Genomic DNA, 16,694 nt, shown 5'->3' with positions numbered 1-16,694 from the left:
GCCCAGCCTGAGGAGCCCGGTCTGATGCAGGACTACCAGCGTGAGTTCATCGAGCTCGCCCTGCGCCACGAGGTGCTGCGCTTCGGCGAGTTCACGCTCAAGTCCGGCCGACGCTCGCCCTACTTCTTCAACGCCGGACTCTTCAACACCGGCGAGCGGCTCGCCGCTCTGGGACGGTCCTACGCCGAGGCCATAGTGCGCAGCGGGGTGGAGATGGACGTCCTGCTCGGCCCCGCCTACAAGGGCATCCCGATCGCCTCGGCCACGGCGGTCGCGCTGGCGGACCGGCACGGCCGTGACGTCCCGTGGTGCTTCAACCGCAAGGAGGCCAAGGACCACGGCGAAGGTGGTCTGATCGTCGGATCGCCACTGCAGGGTCGTGTGCTCGTCGTCGACGACGTCATCACCGCCGGCACCGCGATCCGAGAGGTCCAGCAGGTGGTCGAGTCCGAGGGGGCCAGGATCGCGGGGATCGTGGTGGCCGTCGACCGGCAGGAGCGCGGCACCGGGACCCTGTCGGCGATCGAGGAGGTCGAGCGGGACCTCGACGTGGAGGTCACGGCGATCATCCGGCTCGACGACATCATCGAGTACCTGCAGACCACCGGCCGGCACGGCGAGCACCTCGAGGCCGTCCGCGCCTACCGTTCTGAGTTCGGGGTCGGGTGACGGAGCCCGTCGTCGGCGTGGGCCCGTGGGAAGGGCCGTGGCCAGACGACACGCGGCTGGACCCGGAGCTGCTGGAGCTGGGCGACCGACGCAACGTCGTCGACGCCTACCGCTACTGGACGGTGGAGGCGATCGTCGCCGACCTGGACTCGCGCCGGCACGGGTTCCACGTGGCGATCGAGAACTGGCAGCACGACTTCAACATCGGCTCGGTCGTGCGCACCGCCAACGCCTTCAACGCCGCCGCCGTGCACGTCGTGGGCCGACGTCGGTGGAACCGACGTGGCGCGATGGTGACCGACCGCTACCTGCACGTCCACCACCACGACGACGTGCCGACGCTCGCCGGATGGGCCGCCGACGCGGGCCTGCCGCTGCTGGGCGTCGACAACCTGCCCGGCGCCGTCCCCCTGGAGGCCGCGGACCTGCCCCGAGAGTGCGTCCTCGTGCTCGGGCAGGAGGGGCCGGGACTCTCCGAGGACGCTCGGGCCGCGTGCGCCACGACCCTGAGCATCGCGCAGTTCGGGTCCACACGCTCCATCAACGCCGGCGCCGCCGCTGCCATCGCGATGCATGCCTGGGTACGACAGCACGCCGGGTGAGCATCGGTCACGACGACCGGCCCCGACGCGGGCACCGGTGCGAGACGCCGGTCGACCCTGCGGAGGGGCCACACCCCTCGTAGGCTCGGCGGCATGGCTCCACGCGTGCTCGTGATCGGGGGCGACGCCGCGGGGATGACCGCTGCGTCGGCCATCAACCGCCTCGTCGACGACGTCGAGATCGTCGTGCTGGAGCGGGGGACCTACACGTCGTACTCGGCCTGCGGCGTCCCGTACTGGATCGCCGGCGACATCGACTCCTGCGACGACCTCGTCGCTCGCACGCCGCAGCAGCACCGTGAGCTGGGCATCGACGTCCGGCTCGAGTCGACGGCGGAGAGCATCGACGTCGAGGGCCGGACGGTCACCTGGTCAGACGAGGCCGGGACGCACGAGATCTCGTGGGACCGGCTCGTCGTCGCCACCGGCGCCCGGTCCGTGCGTCCCGACCTGCCCGGCATCGACGCCGAGGGCATCCACACGATCAAGGACCTGCACGACGGGCACGCCGTGCTCGACCATCTCGGGCAGGGTGTGCGCCGGGCCGTCGTCGTCGGCAGCGGCTACATCGGGATCGAGATGGCGGAGGCGTTCGCGGCGCGTGGCCTGGACACGACCGTCCTGGAGCGTGACTCGACGCCGCTGCCGATCGTGGAGGACCACGTCGGCGAGGTCATCGCGAAGCGGATGGCCGAGCGTGACGTGACGCTCGTGACCGACGCGGAGGTCACCGGGTTCGACGTCGACGCCGAAGGCCGGGTGCAGGCCGTCCGCACTGCAGACGGCACGTATGCGGCGGACATCGTGGTGGCCGCCTTCGGGGTGACCCCGCGCTCGGAGCTCCTGCCCGACGCCGAGAAGGGCGTCAAGGGCGGCATCGTCACCGACGACCAGCAGCGCGTGTCCGAGAGCGAGCACGTGTGGTCCGCGGGCGACTGCGTCGTGACGCTCGACCGGATCAGTGGCGGCCTCGTGCACCTCCCGCTCGGCACCCACGCCAACAAGCAGGGGCTGGTGGCGGGGGAGTCGATCGCTGCCTCGCTCGGGGCGACCTGGAGCAGACGGACGTTCCCGGGGGTCGTGCAGACGGCCATCACCAAGTTTTGCGACCTCGAGATCGCCCGCACCGGACTGGGTGAGGAGCAGGCGCGCGAGGCCGGCTTCACCCCGGTCGTCGCGACCATCGAGACGACCACGCGGGCCGGGTACTACCCGGGGGCGGAGTCGATGTGGGGGCTGGGCATCGCCGATGCGCAGACGCGACGCCTGCTCGGGGTGCAGGTCGCCGGTGGGCAGGGCGCAGGCCTGCGGATCGACACGGCGGCGATGGCCCTGTGGTCCGAGCTCACCGTCGACGAGATCGTCATGACCGACTTGTCCTACGCTCCCCCGTTCTCCTCGGTCTGGAGCCCCGTGCAGGTCATCGCCCGTGCCCTCACCAAGGAGCTGTCCGAGGGGTCGCCCCACCCGGCCTGAGGCACCGGTCACGCAGCGTTCCTCCGGCGCTAGGCTGAACGGGTCGGCACCGACCAGCCCGAGGAGTCCCCATGCCCGTCGCCACACCCGAGGCCTATGCCGAGATGCTCGACAAGGCCAAGCGTGACTCGTTCGCCTACCCGGCCATCAACGTGTCGTCCTCGCAGACGCTCAACGCGGCGCTGGCGGGCTTCGCCGAGGCCGAGTCCGACGGCATCATCCAGGTCTCCACCGGTGGCGCGGACTACTGGTCCGGCCCGACGGTCAAGAACATGGTCTCCGGCTCCCTCGGCTTCGCCGCCTTCGCGCAGGAGGTGGCCAAGAAGTACCCGGTCAACGTCGCCCTGCACACCGACCACTGCCCCAAGGACAAGCTCGACGGCTTCGTGCGCCCGCTGCTGGCCGCGTCGCTCGAGCGCGTCGAGGGTGGGGGGCTGCCCTACTTCCAGTCGCACATGTGGGACGGCTCGGCGGTGCCGCTGGAGGAGAACCTGCAGATCGCGCAGGAGCTGCTCGCCCAGGCGGCCGCCGCCCACATCATCCTCGAGGTCGAGATCGGCGTCGTCGGTGGCGAGGAGGACGGCGTCGAGGCCGAGATGAACGACAAGCTCTACACGACGCCGGGGGATGCACTGGCCACGGCCGAGGCTCTCGGCCTGGGCGAGAAGGGCCGGTACCTGACGGCCCTGACCTTCGGCAACGTGCACGGCGTCTACAAGCCCGGCAACGTCAAGCTGCGCCCCGAGGTGCTCAAGGCCGCCCAGGACGCGGTGGCCGAGAAGTACGGGGCGATCGCACCCTTCGACTTCGTCTTCCACGGCGGCTCCGGGTCGCTGCCCGAGGAGATCTCCGCCGCCGTGGACTACGGCGTCGTCAAGATGAACGTCGACACCGACACGCAGTACGCCTTCACCCGCCCCGTGGCCGGGCACATGCTCGCGAACTACGACGGCGTGCTCAAGGTCGACGGCGAGGTCGGCAACAAGAAGGTCTACGACCCGCGCGCCTGGGGCAAGGCCGCCGAGGCCGGCATGGCCGCCCGCGTCGTCGAGGCCTGCCAGAACCTCCGTTCCGCAGGCACCCGACTCTAGAGGCCGGGCACGGTTCGGGGGCATGAGATGGCCGGGGGAGCAGGTCGCCGACGCCTCGTGATCGTCGTCGGTGTGGTCGTCGTGGCCGCCGTGCTGGCGGCGGTGGTCGGGGTGGTGGCACTGGGCGAGGACGATCCACCGGTGCTCGACGCCGACCGGCAGGAGGTCACGTCGCAGCGTGCGCTCTCCGCGGTCGAGGCCTGGCGGGCGCAGGACGAGGACCTGGACGAGATCCGTGTGCTCTGGGAGGGCGAGGCCGACGGCCCCTTCGGTCCGACGACGACGGTGGTGCTCGCCGGCGGTGGAGGGGTGGTCTCCGCGGTGCAGCCGGACGGCGACGGGAGCTGGAACATCCGCGAGGGCCAGTCCACCGTGAGCTCGCGCGAGGTGCTCGCCACCGGCACCGGCTTCCTGCTCGACGAGACGCTCGCCGAGACCGAGCTCGAGATCTGGTGCCCGGAGCGTCAGGACTCCCTCGACGCGGAGCCGGCGGCCGGCGGCTTCCTCTCCAGCATCCCCGTGGACGACGGACTGGTGAGCTCCGTCGCTGCGGGCTGCGTGGCGCGAGGCAGCGAGGCCGGCAACACGCCCACCCTCTGGTTCGGTGCCGTCGACGACGTCGCCGTCATCGACAGGGGCGACCCCGAGCAGGTGTGGGGGACGCTGGTGTCGCCGGACGGCGTGGGGTTCGCCGCAGCCGTTGCCGACGCGCTCGACCGGATCCAGAGCCCACGTCCGGCCGCGGGGGTCCGGGTGCAGGACGACGTCGTGGTCGAGGTCCTCGGGACCGGCCCGGGCCCGCAGGGCGTCGGCCTCCCCGAGGGCGGGGCGGTCGCCGTTGCGGTCCGCGTGACGCTCGACCCCCCGCGCGGCTCGCCGGGCGCGGTCGTGGCCGTTGCCGTGGGCGACTCCTCGGACCTGGCGGCCTACGTCGTGGGAGAGAGTCGGGGCACGTCGCCCCGCCCGGTCCTCGCCGCGTCGTGGATCGGTCCGGACCAGGGACACGAGGGTCAGCCGTTCCTCCTGTACGCGGCGTCCTCGGAGGTCGACTCGCTGGAGCTCCGGGTCGGCCGTCGCGACGTCGACGCCACGGGCCTGATCGGGTTCGTTCCTCTTCCGGAGCGTGCGGCTGAGGGGGTCTCCGAGCTCCCGTTCTCCCTGGTGGGTCTCGACGAGGAGGGCTTCCCGGTCTCGGCGATGGAGGCCGTCACCCCCTGAGTCGAGATCTCGCCCGGTCGTGCCTCCCGGTCAGTCCTCGACGGGACGGCCGGTGTCGCGGACGAGGTAGAGCCAGGGGAAGGCGCGGCAGCCGATCTGCCAGCCGTCCCGTGCGAACGCCGTGGGTGGCCTGGTCCAGACGACCCGGCGATGCTCCCACTGCGTGCTGGTGCGGACCATCCGGTGCCGCAGCAGGCCGGCCTCGACGGTGCGCCACCCCAGCCGCCCGGCGAGCTCGAGCTCGGCCATCTCGTCGAAGGCCGTGACGGGTCCGAGCCAGCGCTCCGTGGGATCGTCGAGCTCGGCGACCACTCCGAAGCGCTGCTGCACGGCCTGTCGGGACATCCCGAGCTCGTGCCCGATGCTGGCCCAGCTCTGTCCGGCCGAACGAGCGCTGGCGACGGCCTGGCGCAGCAGGTCGCCCACCACGGCGTCGGCCTCGGCGGCCCGCCGCACGAGGGCCAACGGGTCGTCGGGCCCCGCGGGCCCGTCGCCGCTGTCCAGGATGGCCCGACCGACGGCGTCGGCCAGGGCGTGGTCGGGGCCGCCGGTGACGGTCATCGGTCGCCGTCGCGGCTGGGCAGCCAGCCGTCGGACGTCGTGCCGTCATCGCTGCGGAACACGACGCGACCGACGGCATAGACGCCCACGATGATCAGCATGACGCCGGCCCCTTGGAAGAGACCCTTGACGAAGCCGTCGAAGAGGGTGGAGAGGGCGCCGGAGCCGACGCCCAGGAGGACGGCGGCCACGCCGGCGGTCAGCACGGTGGGCGTCCAGCGGGATCGGATGGTGTCGGCCATGCGTCAACCGTAAGTTGACACGGGACGCGTGTCAACCATGAGTTGACGCATCGGGCGCGCGGGACGCCGGGGCCCCACGGCTAGGGTCGGAGCATGACCAACCTGCTGGGCGAGCCGCCCGAGACCTTCCTGCCCGAGGACCCCGGGGCCGCCGCCCTCGATGCCGGCGACGACGTGCAGTCGGTCGCCTCGGCACACCCGGACTCGACGCTCGCCTGGGCACTGCTGGCCGAGGCGGCACTGGCCGACGGACGTGACCTCGAGGGCTATGCCTTCGCCCGCACGTCCTACCACCGCTCGCTCGACGGGCTGCGACGCAACGGCTGGAAGGGCCACGGCCCGGTGCCGTGGAGCCACGGCCCCAACCAGGGCTTCCTTCGATCGCTCGCGACGCTGGCCACCGGGTCCGAGCGGCTCGGCGACGAGGCCGAGGCCCACCGGTGCCGCGAGTTCCTGCGGGAGTCCAGCCCGGAGGCGTACGCCGCGCTCGTCGGGTGAGGCTCCTGGCCCGCGCGTGGCCCGAGCCGACGGGCATCGCGCAGCGATGGGCCCCTCGCACCTCGCAGGCAACGTCGGCACTCTCGCTGGTCGGTCTGGTGGGGTCGCTCGTCAGCGACCTGGCCGGACAGGACTGGTGGTTCGACCTCGGGCTGTCCCTCTACGCGGGACTGGGGCTGGTCGGCGGTCTGACGTGTGCTCTCGGGTGGGACCCGATGCGCCACGTCGGTCGGTACGACGGCTCGGACCGTCGAGTCGCCCTCGCGATGTTCGGCCCGCTCGGCGCGACGGTCGCCGTGCACCTGGTGGTGGCGCTGGTGGTCTCGGTGCTGGTGATGGTGGCCCAGGTGGTCGTTGGCGACTCGGTCGACGGGACGATCGTGCCGACAGCGCTCTTCGTGGTGGGGCTGCTCATGTCGTTGGCCTGGCTGCTGGGGACGTTGGTGGGCATGCTCGTCGCCTGGCCGGTCATCCACCTGGTCCGTCGAGTGCTTCCCTCGCGGTGGGAGCGCGACGACGAGGACGACCTGGTGACGGCCGGATCGTTGTTCCTCCTGTTCACGGTCGCCTTCGCCGTGGCCGGCGTCATCGCCACCTCTGGCTACGACGTCGGCCCCGGCACCGCCGCGGGCCAGGGGCTGGAGCGGACCCTGCTGCTCCTGACGGACACCGGTGAGGAGCCGTGGCGGCTCGCGGCGACCTGGGCCGCCCGCGGTCTGCTCGTGCTGCTGGTCGTCGCCGGGGTGCACTGGGCCCGAGCGGCCCGACGTCATCGCGCGGGCTAGGCCCGTCCCGGACACCTCGACCGGACGACCTCGCGTCAGCCCGACGGCTCGGCGCGGTCCTCGTCGCGGGGCACCAGCATCCGGAACGCACCGGGCTCGATCCGCCAGGAATGGCTGCTCGACGGTGGGCAGAGCTCGCCGTCGAGGTTGCCGGGCGTCGGGTCGCCGGTCACGCTGACCGACGTCGCCTTGGTGTAGGTGACGTCGTCGCGCTGCGGGTGCCGGCCCTTGCGGAGCCGCCAGGCGTAGGCGACCCGGTGCAGGCGCGGGTTGGACCACGAGACGGCGACGTCCAGCAACCCGTCGCCCGGGTCGGCCTCGGGCAGCAGGGGGGCGCCTCCGCCGATGTACCGGCCGTTGCCGATCGCCACCTGGATGATGCGGCCCCGGTGCGGCAGGGCCTCGCCGTCGACGAGGACGGTGCCGTGGAAGCCGCGATGCTTCACACCCGAGATGATCGCGCCGATGCCGTACCCGACGGGGCCCAGCGCCTTCTTCCAGGGTTGGGCCTCCTCCGCCGCCTCGGCCCCGATGCCCACGTGCACGGCGTTGACGACGGGTCGGCCCTGGTCGTCGCGCACGAGGTCGATCGAGACCTCCCGTGCCTCCAGCAGCTGTCGAGCGGCGGCAGCTGAGTCGTCGCGGTCCATCCCGATCGTCCGGGCGAAGTCGTTGCCGGTGCCGTGCGGGACGAGGGCGAGGACGACGTCCCCCAGCCGGCCGATCCGGTCCAGCACGGTCACCACGGCGTGCAGGCTGCCGTCGCCGCCCAGGGCCAGGATGGTCGAGCCCGTGGCAACCTTCTCCAGTGCCTCGCGCAGGTCGTCGGCGTCCTCGGTCTCGACCAGCCGGACGTCATGCGCCGCCCGGAGGATCTCCATCGCGGTGCCGACCTCGTCGGCACTGCTCGTGCCCGCGTTCGCGTTGGCGATCGCCACCCACTCGGTCATGCGACCACGTCCTCGGAAGAACCACCGTAGGGACGTGATCGCATTCGTGATCCCTTGTTCGCGCCCCCTGCTCGTAGAACTCGCGGGGGTACCCCCAGCTGTCGCTCGCTCATGCGACCACGTCCTCAGAAGAACCACCGTAGGAACGTGATCGCATTCGTGTTCCCTTGTTCGCTCGCTCGCGCTCGCTCATGTGCGCTCCCTTGTCCGAGCAGAGCCTATGCGTACGGGGGAAGGGCGCGGCTCAGCGTGCACGGGTTGGTCGCCGGACGTGGTCGGACAGTAGGCTGTGGCGGTCAGAGCCCCGTCGCGCGGGGCTTGTCTCCTGTTCGAGGGGTGCATCTCGATGCCCGCAGTCGTCATCGTCGGAGCCCAGTGGGGTGACGAGGGCAAGGGCAAGGCCACCGACCTGCTCGGCAGTCGGGTGGACCACGTCGTCAAGTTCAACGGCGGCAACAACGCCGGCCACACCGTCGTCATCGGCGATGAGAAGTACGCCCTGCACCTGCTCCCCAGTGGCATCCTGAGCCCGGGCTGCACCCCGGTCATCGGCAACGGCGTCGTGGTGGACCTGTCGGTGCTGTTCGAGGAGATCGACGGGCTCGAGGCACGCGGCATTGACACGAGCAAGCTCCTGATCAGCGCCAACGCGCACGTCATCGCCGACTACAACCGCACGCTCGACAAGGTCGCCGAGCGGTTCCTGGGCAGCCGCAAGATCGGCACGACCGGTCGGGGCATCGGGCCGACGTACGCGGACAAGATGAACCGGCTCGGCATCCGCGTGCAGGACCTCTTCGACGAGAAGATCCTGCGCCAGAAGGTCGAGGGCGCGCTGGAGCTCAAGAACCAGATCCTCACCAAGGTCTACAACCGCCGTGCGGTCGACGTCGAGGAGATCGTCGAGGAGCTCACCTCCTACACCGACCGCCTCCGCCCGATGGTCGCCGACACCGCCCTCGTCCTGCACGAGGCGCTGGACCGGGGCGAGACCGTGCTGCTGGAGGCCGGACAGGCCACGCTGCTGGACGTCGACCACGGCACCTACCCGTTCGTGACCTCGTCGTCGGCCACCACCGGCGGCGCCTGCACCGGCTCAGGCATCGCGCCCACGGACATCACCCGCGTCATCGGCATCGTCAAGGCGTACGCGACGCGTGTCGGCGAGGGCCCCTTCCCCACCGAGCTCGGTGAGGGGAACGATCCCGATGGTGACGGCGAGCGTCTGCGCGCCAACGGCGGCGAGTTCGGCACGACGACGGGCCGGCCGCGCCGCTGCGGCTGGTACGACGCTCCCATCGCCCGGTACGCCGCACGCATCAATGGCGTCACGGACTTCGTCCTCACCAAGCTCGACGTCCTGACCGGGTGGGACCGCATCCCCGTGTGCGTGGCCTACGAGGTCGACGGCGAGCGGGTGGAGGAGATGCCCATGACGCAGACCGACTTCCACCACGCCAAGCCGATCTATGAGTACTTCGATGGCTGGCACGAGGACATCTCGCACTGCCGGGAGCTCGGCGACCTGCCGCAGACCGCCCAGGACTACGTGCAGGCGCTGGAGTCCATGAGTGGCTCACGCATCTCGGCCATCGGGGTGGGCCCCGACCGCGAGCAGACGATCGTCGTGCACGACCTGCTCTGAGCCCCTGGCGGCCCGCCGACTCGGGGCGACGGCGCCCGGGTCGAGGCGGGTCGGTCCGTCCGCCCGTCGCCGGTCACTCCTCGTCGGGGTGTTGACTCTCGATCGCGGCGAGGGTGGAGCGCAGGTGGTCGACGGTCAACGTGGCGAGCCCTTCGGCGTCGCGCTCGCGGAAGAGGGCGAGCATCCGTCCGTGGTCGGCGTTGGCCTGCCGCATCTGTTGCGGGCGAGCCTTGAGCGAGAGCGCGACGTAGGCCGTGGCGCTGTCGCGCAGGCCGGCGAGGATCTGGCTCAAGCGGCTGTCGGCGTCGGGCTCGGCGAAGATCGCGTGGAAGGCGTGGTTGCGCTCGACCCACACCGCCGGGTCGGTCTCCTCCTCCATCTGCTGCCAGAGCACGTGGGCGCGGTCGAGGGCCGCGTCGTCGATGCGGTCCAGGACGCGCTGGACCAGCAGTGGTTCCAGGGTCATGCGGAGCTCGTAGATCTCACGGACCTCGTCCAGCTGCAGGGCGCGAACGACCGCACCCCGGTGGGCGTCGAAGAACACCAGGCCCTCGGTGACCAGGTCGCGCAGCGCCTCCCGCACCGGAGTGGTGCTGACCCCGAGCCGCTCGCCGATCTCCGACTGCAGCAGCCGGGTCCCGCCGGGGAGCTCGCCGTCCAGGATGGCGGCGCGCAGCTCCTTGCGGACGTACTCGTGGGCGGTCCGCGCCCGCGATCGGTCGGCGCGCTGGTCCAGGCTCACATCGGTTCCTCTCCGCGAGTGGCCAGCTCGCTGGCGAGCCGGTCTGGTGACGACGTGGACGAAAGTACCGCCCAGGTGAGCACCCGCGCCTTGCGCGGGTCCAACCAGCCCGCCAGGAGCGCCCCGCGACGCACCAGATCGGTCTCGGATCCGGGGAAGCCGTAGGTGGCGCGCGCGGTGCTGCCCGCTCCGGTCCGTGAGGCCACCACCACGGGGATCCGGGCCTGGACCTCGCTGACCACCTCGGCGAGATCGGCCGACACGTGGCCCACCCCGTACGCCGCGAGGACGACCGCGTCGTGGTCCAGCTCGGCGGATGCGCGCAGCAGTGCGCCGTCGTCACCCAGGTGAGTCTCCAGCAGCGCGACGCGCGCGGTGCGGACCGGGAGCGGGAGCGACGGGTGTCGTCGGGAGGGTCGGACCAGCACCCGGCCCTCGTGCACCGACCCGAGTGGGCCGGTGTCGGGGGAGGTGAAGGCGCCGGTGGTGGTGGCGTGGCTCTTGCGGACCCTCGACGCGGCATGCACCCGGTCGTCCATCACGACGAGGGCCCCGCAGTCACGAGCGGCGGGTGCAGAGGCGGTCCGCACCGCCGCCAGCAGGTTGGCCGGTCCGTCCGCGCCGGGGACGGCGGCCGAGCGCATCGCACCGGTGAGCACGAGCGGCGCCGCGCGGTCCCACCACAGGTCGAGCAGGTAGGCCGTCTCCTCCAGCGTGTCGGTGCCCTGGGTCAGCACGACGCCGACCGCGCCGGCGTCGACCTGCGCCCGGGCCCAGAGCAGCGCCTCGCGGAGGTCGGCCTCGGTCAGGCTCGCCCCGGGGACTGTGCGGACGTCGTCGGCCGTCACCGTAGCGATCTCGGCCAGGGCGGGCACGGCGGCCAGCAGGTCGGCCGCACGCAGGGTCGGGACGACCGCGCCGGCGGTCCTGCCGGGGGACGGGGCACTCGCCCCAGGCGTCATCGCGATGGTGCCGCCGAGCGAGCCGACCGCGACCTTGGGAGCGGGCATGTGCGCCTCCTACGTGCTCTTGCTACCGTCTCGTCGAAGGATTGCACTTTATAGGATCGGACCACCGACGACGAAGGCGGCCACACCGCCGGGAGGGGCCAACGATGAAGTACGTGACCTATGCCGAGCAGGGGACCGGGACGCCACGCGTGGGGGTGCTGGACGCGGAGGCGGGCACGATCGCGCCGCTCCCCGCGGACGCGGCACCCGAGGGGCTCCTGTCGGTGGTCGACCACGCCGCCGCCGGCGAGCCGGCCGCTGCGACCGAGCCCCCGGTGTCGGTCGGCGACGTCCGCCTGCTCGCGCCGCTGCCGCGCCCGCGTCACGACGTGGTGTGCGTCGGCAAGAACTACGCCGAGCACGCTGCGGAGTTCGCCCGCAGTGGCCGGGACGCCACCGGCTCGGGTCCTGACGTCCCGTCCGCGCCGATCTTCTTCACCAAGGCCCCCAGCACCGTCGTGGGTCCCGACGACGTCGTCGACCCCCACCTGGGCCTGACCGACGCCCTGGACTACGAAGCAGAGATCGCGGTCATCATCGGTCGCGGCGGGCGCGGGATCCGCCCCGAGGACGCGATGGACCATGTCTGGGGCTACACGCTGGTCAACGACGTCACGGCGCGCGACCTCCAGGAGCGACACAAGCAGTGGTTCCTGGGCAAGTCCCTCGACACCTTTTGCCCCATGGGCCCGTGGGCGGTGACCGCCGACGAGGTCGATCTCTCCGAGACGTGGCTGGAGTGCCGGGTGAACGGCGAGCTGCGCCAGAACGCGTGCACCACCGACCTGATCTTCGACGTGCCGACCCTCGTCGCGACGCTCTCGGCCGGCATCACCCTCGCGCCCGGGGACGTGATCGCCACCGGGACGCCGGCCGGCGTCGCACTGGGCTTCGACCCGCCGCGCTACCTCGTGCCCGGCGACGTCGTCGAGGTCTCGGCGACCAACCTGGGAGTCCTGCGCAACGTCATCGGCGAGGGCAGCCGCTGAGGGTGGGGTTGACGGATCGCCAACGATCTTGCATTTTATAAAGTGTCACCTGCGTCACACCCCCGGAAGGACATGCCATGACCTCCGACCCGAACGGGTCCGACCGCCCAGCCAGCTCGTCGTCCGCCGAGCACACCGACGACAGCGGTCGCGGCACCTTCCCCCAGCGGCTGAAGAAGCTGGGCCCGGGGCTGATCGTCATGGCGGCCTTCATGGGCCCGGGCTCGGTCACCACGGCGAGCGTCGCGGGGGCTGACTACGGCTTCGTGGTGCTGTGGTCCGTGGTGTTCGCCACCGTCGCGACGATCATCCTGCAGGAGATGGCGGCTCGGCTCGGCGTCGTCGGTCGGCAGAGCCTCGGTGAGGCGCTGCGCACGACCTTCGCCAACCCGATCGTGAAGGCGTTCCTCATCGGTCTGACGCTCCTGGCGATCGGCGTCGGAGGCTTCTCCTTCGCCACCGGCAACGTCACCGGCGCCTCGCAGGGCATCTCGATCCTCACCGGGATCGACTCCCGGATCGCGATCGTCCTCACCGTCGTCGCGGTCGCCTCGTTGCTGTGGTTCGGTCGCTACAAGGTGATCGAGCGGGTGCTGATCGCGCTGGTGATGCTGATGAGCATCACCTTCCTCGCCACCGCCGTCATCGTCCGACCCGACGTGGGCGAGATGCTCCGCGGTCTCGTGGTGCCGAGCGTGCCGTCAGGCTCCCTGATCGTCCTCATCGGTCTCATCGGCAGCGCCGTGGTGCCCTACAACCTCTTCCTGCACTCCCGCTCCGTGCAGGAGCAGTGGCCGGCCTCGGTGCCGACCGAGAGGGCGTTGGCCGAGGCGCGCACCGACACGTGGTTCTCCATCACCATCGGTGGCCTCATCACGGTCGCCATCCTCGCCACGGGCGCGGCCGCCTTCTTCGGCAGCGACCGCAACATCGAGAACGCCGTCGACATGGCGCAGCAGCTGGAGCCGACGCTCGGCACCGCCGCAGAGGTCCTCTTCGGCCTCGGCTTCTTCGGCGCCGGCTTCACCAGTGCGATCACCGCCCCCTTCGCGGCAGCCATCGCGGTCTCGGGAGTCCTGGGCTGGGGCCGGGACATGACCGACATGCGGTTCCGTGCCGTGTGGTTGACCGTCCTGATCGGTGGTGCGCTCATGGCCTTCTTCAGCGCCGACCCGGTGGCGCTCATCATCGCCACCCAGTACGCAGCCGGGCTGTCCCTGCCGGTGCTCGCGATCTTCCTGATCATCGTCATGAACCGCCGCGACGTCCTGGGCGACCACGTCAACACCGTGACCGCCAACGTCCTCGGCGGCCTGGTCGTCGTCGGTGTCGGCGCCCTCGGGGTGCTGCAGATCTTCGGGATCGTCTGATCTCGAAGATCGGTGCCTGTCGCCGGCGTGACGGTTGGCTCCGGCTAGGCTCGCAGCCGTGAAGACCCTCGTCATCGGAACCGGGGGACGTGAGCACGCCCTCGCCCTCGCCCTGTCCCGCGATCCCGCCGTCACCGAGGTGCACGCCGCGCCGGGCAACCCGGGGATCGCATCGGTGGCGACGCTGCACGACGTCGACCCGATGGACGGCGCTGCCGTCGCCGACCTCGCGATGCGCGTGGACGCGGACCTCGTCGTCGTCGGCCCGGAGGCCCCGCTCGTCGCCGGCGTGGCCGATGCCGTGCGCGAGGCCGGCATCGCCTGCTTCGGGCCCTCGCGGGCCGCGGCGCAGCTGGAGGGCTCCAAGGCGTTCGCCAAGGAGGTCATGGCGGCGGCCGAGGTTCCCACCGCGATGGCGCACGTGTGCGAGACCCCTGAGCAGGCCGCAGCAGCGCTCGACGCCTTCGGGCCGCCGTACGTCGTCAAGGACGACGCGCTCGCCGCCGGAAAGGGCGTCGTGGTGACCCGGGACCGGCGGGTCGCCGTCGAGCACGCCGCCGCGTGCGGTCGGGTCGTCATCGAGGAGTTCCTCGACGGCCCGGAGGTCTCCCTGTTCGCCATCACCGACGGCGAGACCGTGCTGCCGCTGCAGCCTGCACAGGACTTCAAGCGTGCGCTCGACGGTGACGAGGGACCCAACACCGGCGGGATGGGTGCCTACACGCCGCTGGACTGGGCGCCCGACGGCCTCGTGGCCGAGGTGAGCCGCCGCGTGCTCGTGCCGACGGTGCTGGAGATGGCGCGTCGGGGAACGCCGTTCCAAGGACTGCTCTATGCCGGGCTCGCGCTCACGTCCCGGGGGGTGCGCGTCGTGGAGTTCAACGCCCGCTTCGGCGACCCCGAGACCCAGGCGCTGCTGGCCCTGCTGGAGACGCCGCTCTCGGCCCTGCTGCACGGGGCCGCCACCGGCACGCTGGCCGACGTCGGCCTGCCCGCCTGGAGCGAGGAGGTGGCTCTCTCGGTGGTGATGGCCTCCTGTAACTACCCGGACACCCCGCGCACCGGTGACCGCATCCTCGGCATCGACGCCGCGGAGGCGATCGAGGGCGTCGACGTCATCCAGGCCGGCACCGCGCTGGATGACGAGGGCAACCTCGTGACGGCCGGGGGCCGCGTGCTGGCCGTCACCGCGACGGGCGAGACGCTCGAGCACGCCCGCGACCGCGCCTACGCCGGCGTCGACGCGATCATCATCGACGGCGCACACCACCGCACCGACATCGCCCTGGCCGCCCAGCTCGGCGACATCGAGGTCTGACCCGCGACGCCGGTTTACCGAGGGACCGTGGTAAACCGTCGCGGCGGCCGGGGTGGGAGGATGAGGGCCGTGACCACGCCCAACGTCCTGGCCTCCCGGTACGCCTCGGACCAGATCGCCCGCATCTGGTCCCCCGAGCACAAGATCGTCCTGGAGCGGCAGCTCTGGATCGCGGTGATGAAGGCGCAGCGCGACCTCGGCATCGCGACGCCCGACGGGGTGGTCCAGGCCCACGAGGCCGTCGTCGAGCAGGTCGACCTCACCTCGATCGCCGAGCGCGAGAAGGTCACCCGGCACGACGTCAAGGCGCGCATCGAGGAGTTCGCCGCGCTGGCCGGCAGCGAGCACATCCACAAGGGCATGACCTCCCGCGACCTCACCGAGAACGTCGAGCAGCTGCAGGTCCGTGCGTCGCTGCAGGTGCTCCGCTCACGCGCCGTCGCAACGGCCGCCAGACTCGGTCGGCTGGCAGCCGAGCACGCCGAGCTCGTCATGGCCGGTCGCAGCCACAACGTCCCGGCGCAGGCCACCACCCTCGGCAAGCGCTTCGCCACGATCGCCGACGAGCTCCTGGTCGGCGTCGGACGCATCGACGACCTGCTCGCCCGCTACCCGCTTCGCGGCATCAAGGGCCCCGTCGGGACGGCCCAGGACCAGCTGGACCTGCTCGGCGGTGACGCGGACAAGCTCGCCGAGCTGGAGAGCCGCGTCGCCTCTCACCTGGGGTTCGACGAGGTGCTGACCAGCGTCGGCCAGGTGTACCCACGCTCCCTGGACTACGACGTCGTCACCGCGCTCGTGCAGCTCGTCGCGGCGCCGTCCAATCTTGCCACGACGGTCCGCCTGATGGCCGGCAACGAGCTGGTCACCGAGGGCTTCGCGCCCGGCCAGGTCGGTTCCAGCGCGATGCCGCACAAGATGAACACGCGCTCCTGCGAGCGGGTCAACGGCCTGGCCGTCATCCTGCGCGGCTACGCCTCGATGCTGGGCGAGCTGGCCGGGGACCAGTGGAACGAGGGCGACGTGTCGTGCTCGGTCGTGCGTCGCGTCGCGCTGCCCGACGCCTTCTACGCCGCCGACGGGCTCTTCGAGACGTTCCTGACGGTGCTCGATGAGTTCGGGGCGTTCCCGGCCGTCGTGCAGCGCGAGCTCGACCGCTACCTGCCGTTCCTCGCCACGACCAAGGTGCTCATGGCCGCGGTGCGCGCCGGGGTCGGCCGCGAGGTCGCGCACGAGGCGATCAAGGAGCACGCCGTGGGCGTGGCCCTGGCGATGCGCGAGACGGGCGCCGCCGAGAACGACCTCTTCACCCGGCTCGCGGCCGACGACCGGCTCTCGCTCACCGAGGCCGACCTGGCCTCTCTGGTCGCCGCCCCGCTGGAGTTCACCGGTGCCGCGACGCAGCAGGTGGCTCGAGTGGTCTCCGCCGTCGAGGCACTGCTCGCCACCGACCCGGAAGCCGCCGGCTACACCCCCGGCTCCATCCTCTGAGCCCTCGCACCGCGGGCTCCCGGAACACATCCCGTGG

General features: G+C 71.6%; 17 protein-coding genes. 12 read left to right on the top strand and 5 right to left on the bottom strand.

Annotation, left to right across the window (positions count from 1 at the left end; genetic code table 11):
* Positions 1-24 precede the first annotated feature (24 nt).
* From pyrE to ACHAAC_RS08325, 5 genes are all read left to right on the top strand, one after another.
* Positions 25-669 carry an orotate phosphoribosyltransferase gene (pyrE, locus tag ACHAAC_RS08345; RefSeq protein WP_435715665.1) on the top strand — a complete coding sequence of 215 codons (645 nt, stop codon included), beginning with the start codon at positions 25-27 and terminating at the stop codon, positions 667-669.
* Positions 666-1,271, top strand: a complete 606-nt coding sequence (locus ACHAAC_RS08340; RefSeq protein WP_435715664.1) for a TrmH family RNA methyltransferase — start codon at positions 666-668, stop codon at positions 1,269-1,271. The genes pyrE and ACHAAC_RS08340 overlap by 4 nt, the downstream gene beginning before the upstream one ends.
* 93 nt (positions 1,272-1,364) lie before the next feature.
* Entirely contained in the window at positions 1,365-2,747 is a 1,383-nt protein-coding gene (locus ACHAAC_RS08335) for an FAD-dependent oxidoreductase (RefSeq protein ID WP_435715663.1), read from the top strand.
* Positions 2,748-2,818: 71 nt separating this feature from the next.
* A complete protein-coding gene (fbaA, locus tag ACHAAC_RS08330) occupies positions 2,819-3,838 on the top strand; it encodes a class II fructose-bisphosphate aldolase (protein ID WP_435715662.1) in 1,020 nt (339 codons plus the stop codon).
* A gap of 27 nt (positions 3,839-3,865) precedes the next feature.
* Positions 3,866-5,056: a hypothetical protein gene (locus ACHAAC_RS08325; RefSeq protein ID WP_435715661.1), complete on the top strand. Its 1,191-nt coding sequence runs from the start codon at positions 3,866-3,868 to the stop codon at positions 5,054-5,056.
* 30 nt (positions 5,057-5,086) lie between these two features.
* Here ACHAAC_RS08325 and ACHAAC_RS08320 read toward each other — a convergent pair whose 3' ends face one another.
* A complete protein-coding gene (locus ACHAAC_RS08320; RefSeq protein WP_435715660.1) occupies positions 5,087-5,617 on the bottom strand; it encodes a hypothetical protein in 531 nt (176 codons plus the stop codon).
* Positions 5,614-5,859, bottom strand: a complete 246-nt coding sequence (locus ACHAAC_RS08315; protein ID WP_435715659.1) for a hypothetical protein — start codon at positions 5,857-5,859, stop codon at positions 5,614-5,616. The genes ACHAAC_RS08320 and ACHAAC_RS08315 overlap by 4 nt, the downstream gene beginning before the upstream one ends.
* 93 nt (positions 5,860-5,952) lie before the next feature.
* On the opposite strand from ACHAAC_RS08315, the gene ACHAAC_RS08310 reads away from it, so the two are divergent.
* A complete protein-coding gene (locus ACHAAC_RS08310) occupies positions 5,953-6,357 on the top strand; it encodes a DUF3151 domain-containing protein (RefSeq protein ID WP_435715658.1) in 405 nt (134 codons plus the stop codon).
* Positions 6,354-7,142, top strand: coding sequence for a hypothetical protein (locus ACHAAC_RS08305; RefSeq protein WP_435715657.1), 789 nt, complete (start codon positions 6,354-6,356; stop codon positions 7,140-7,142). The genes ACHAAC_RS08310 and ACHAAC_RS08305 overlap by 4 nt, the downstream gene beginning before the upstream one ends.
* Before the next feature lie 35 nt (positions 7,143-7,177).
* Here ACHAAC_RS08305 and ACHAAC_RS08300 read toward each other — a convergent pair whose 3' ends face one another.
* Entirely contained in the window at positions 7,178-8,092 is a 915-nt protein-coding gene (locus ACHAAC_RS08300) for a diacylglycerol/lipid kinase family protein (RefSeq protein WP_435715656.1), read from the bottom strand.
* A 346-nt stretch (positions 8,093-8,438) separates the two neighbouring features.
* Here ACHAAC_RS08300 and ACHAAC_RS08295 point away from each other — a divergent pair, with 346 nt between their 5' ends.
* Positions 8,439-9,737 carry an adenylosuccinate synthase gene (locus ACHAAC_RS08295; RefSeq protein WP_435715655.1) on the top strand — a complete coding sequence of 433 codons (1,299 nt, stop codon included), beginning with the start codon at positions 8,439-8,441 and terminating at the stop codon, positions 9,735-9,737.
* A gap of 73 nt (positions 9,738-9,810) precedes the next feature.
* Here the strand turns inward: ACHAAC_RS08295 and ACHAAC_RS08290 are convergent, their stop codons facing one another.
* Complete coding sequence (locus ACHAAC_RS08290) at positions 9,811-10,479, bottom strand: GntR family transcriptional regulator (protein ID WP_435715654.1); 669 nt, start codon at positions 10,477-10,479, stop codon at positions 9,811-9,813.
* Positions 10,476-11,489 carry an asparaginase gene (locus ACHAAC_RS08285; RefSeq protein WP_435715653.1) on the bottom strand — a complete coding sequence of 338 codons (1,014 nt, stop codon included), beginning with the start codon at positions 11,487-11,489 and terminating at the stop codon, positions 10,476-10,478. The genes ACHAAC_RS08290 and ACHAAC_RS08285 overlap by 4 nt, the downstream gene beginning before the upstream one ends.
* Positions 11,490-11,593: 104 nt before the next feature.
* On the opposite strand from ACHAAC_RS08285, the gene ACHAAC_RS08280 reads away from it, so the two are divergent.
* From ACHAAC_RS08280 to purB, 4 genes are all read left to right on the top strand, one after another.
* The gene (locus ACHAAC_RS08280; RefSeq protein ID WP_435715652.1) at positions 11,594-12,478 is read left to right on the top strand and encodes a fumarylacetoacetate hydrolase family protein; all 885 of its coding nucleotides are present in this window, start codon (positions 11,594-11,596) and stop codon (positions 12,476-12,478) included.
* A gap of 77 nt (positions 12,479-12,555) precedes the next feature.
* Positions 12,556-13,848, top strand: a complete 1,293-nt coding sequence (locus ACHAAC_RS08275; RefSeq protein WP_435715651.1) for an Nramp family divalent metal transporter — start codon at positions 12,556-12,558, stop codon at positions 13,846-13,848.
* 58 nt (positions 13,849-13,906) lie between these two features.
* Complete coding sequence (purD, locus tag ACHAAC_RS08270; RefSeq protein ID WP_435715650.1) at positions 13,907-15,166, top strand: phosphoribosylamine--glycine ligase; 1,260 nt, start codon at positions 13,907-13,909, stop codon at positions 15,164-15,166.
* Between the two features lie 69 nt (positions 15,167-15,235).
* Entirely contained in the window at positions 15,236-16,657 is a 1,422-nt protein-coding gene (gene purB / locus ACHAAC_RS08265) for an adenylosuccinate lyase (protein ID WP_435715649.1), read from the top strand.
* Positions 16,658-16,694 lie beyond the last annotated feature (37 nt).

The sequence above is a fragment of the Aeromicrobium sp. CF4.19 genome (genome assembly GCF_051262555.1).
Taxonomy (GTDB): Bacteria; Actinomycetota; Actinomycetes; order Propionibacteriales; family Nocardioidaceae; genus Aeromicrobium.
This window is presented reverse-complemented; position numbering and strand designations above follow the sequence as displayed.

Coding starts and splice junctions, on each gene's coding strand:
- pyrE (WP_435715665.1), top strand. CDS start 25: ATGCAGGACTACCAGCGTGAGTTCATCGAGCTCGCCCTGCGCCACGAG.
- ACHAAC_RS08335 (WP_435715663.1), top strand. CDS start 1,365: ATGGCTCCACGCGTGCTCGTGATCGGGGGCGACGCCGCGGGGATGACC.
- fbaA (WP_435715662.1), top strand. CDS start 2,819: ATGCCCGTCGCCACACCCGAGGCCTATGCCGAGATGCTCGACAAGGCC.
- ACHAAC_RS08325 (WP_435715661.1), top strand. CDS start 3,866: ATGGCCGGGGGAGCAGGTCGCCGACGCCTCGTGATCGTCGTCGGTGTG.
- ACHAAC_RS08320 (WP_435715660.1), bottom strand. CDS start 5,617: ATGACCGTCACCGGCGGCCCCGACCACGCCCTGGCCGACGCCGTCGGT.
- ACHAAC_RS08315 (WP_435715659.1), bottom strand. CDS start 5,859: ATGGCCGACACCATCCGATCCCGCTGGACGCCCACCGTGCTGACCGCC.
- ACHAAC_RS08310 (WP_435715658.1), top strand. CDS start 5,953: ATGACCAACCTGCTGGGCGAGCCGCCCGAGACCTTCCTGCCCGAGGAC.
- ACHAAC_RS08300 (WP_435715656.1), bottom strand. CDS start 8,092: ATGACCGAGTGGGTGGCGATCGCCAACGCGAACGCGGGCACGAGCAGT.
- ACHAAC_RS08295 (WP_435715655.1), top strand. CDS start 8,439: ATGCCCGCAGTCGTCATCGTCGGAGCCCAGTGGGGTGACGAGGGCAAG.
- ACHAAC_RS08285 (WP_435715653.1), bottom strand. CDS start 11,489: ATGCCCGCTCCCAAGGTCGCGGTCGGCTCGCTCGGCGGCACCATCGCG.
- ACHAAC_RS08280 (WP_435715652.1), top strand. CDS start 11,594: ATGAAGTACGTGACCTATGCCGAGCAGGGGACCGGGACGCCACGCGTG.
- ACHAAC_RS08275 (WP_435715651.1), top strand. CDS start 12,556: ATGACCTCCGACCCGAACGGGTCCGACCGCCCAGCCAGCTCGTCGTCC.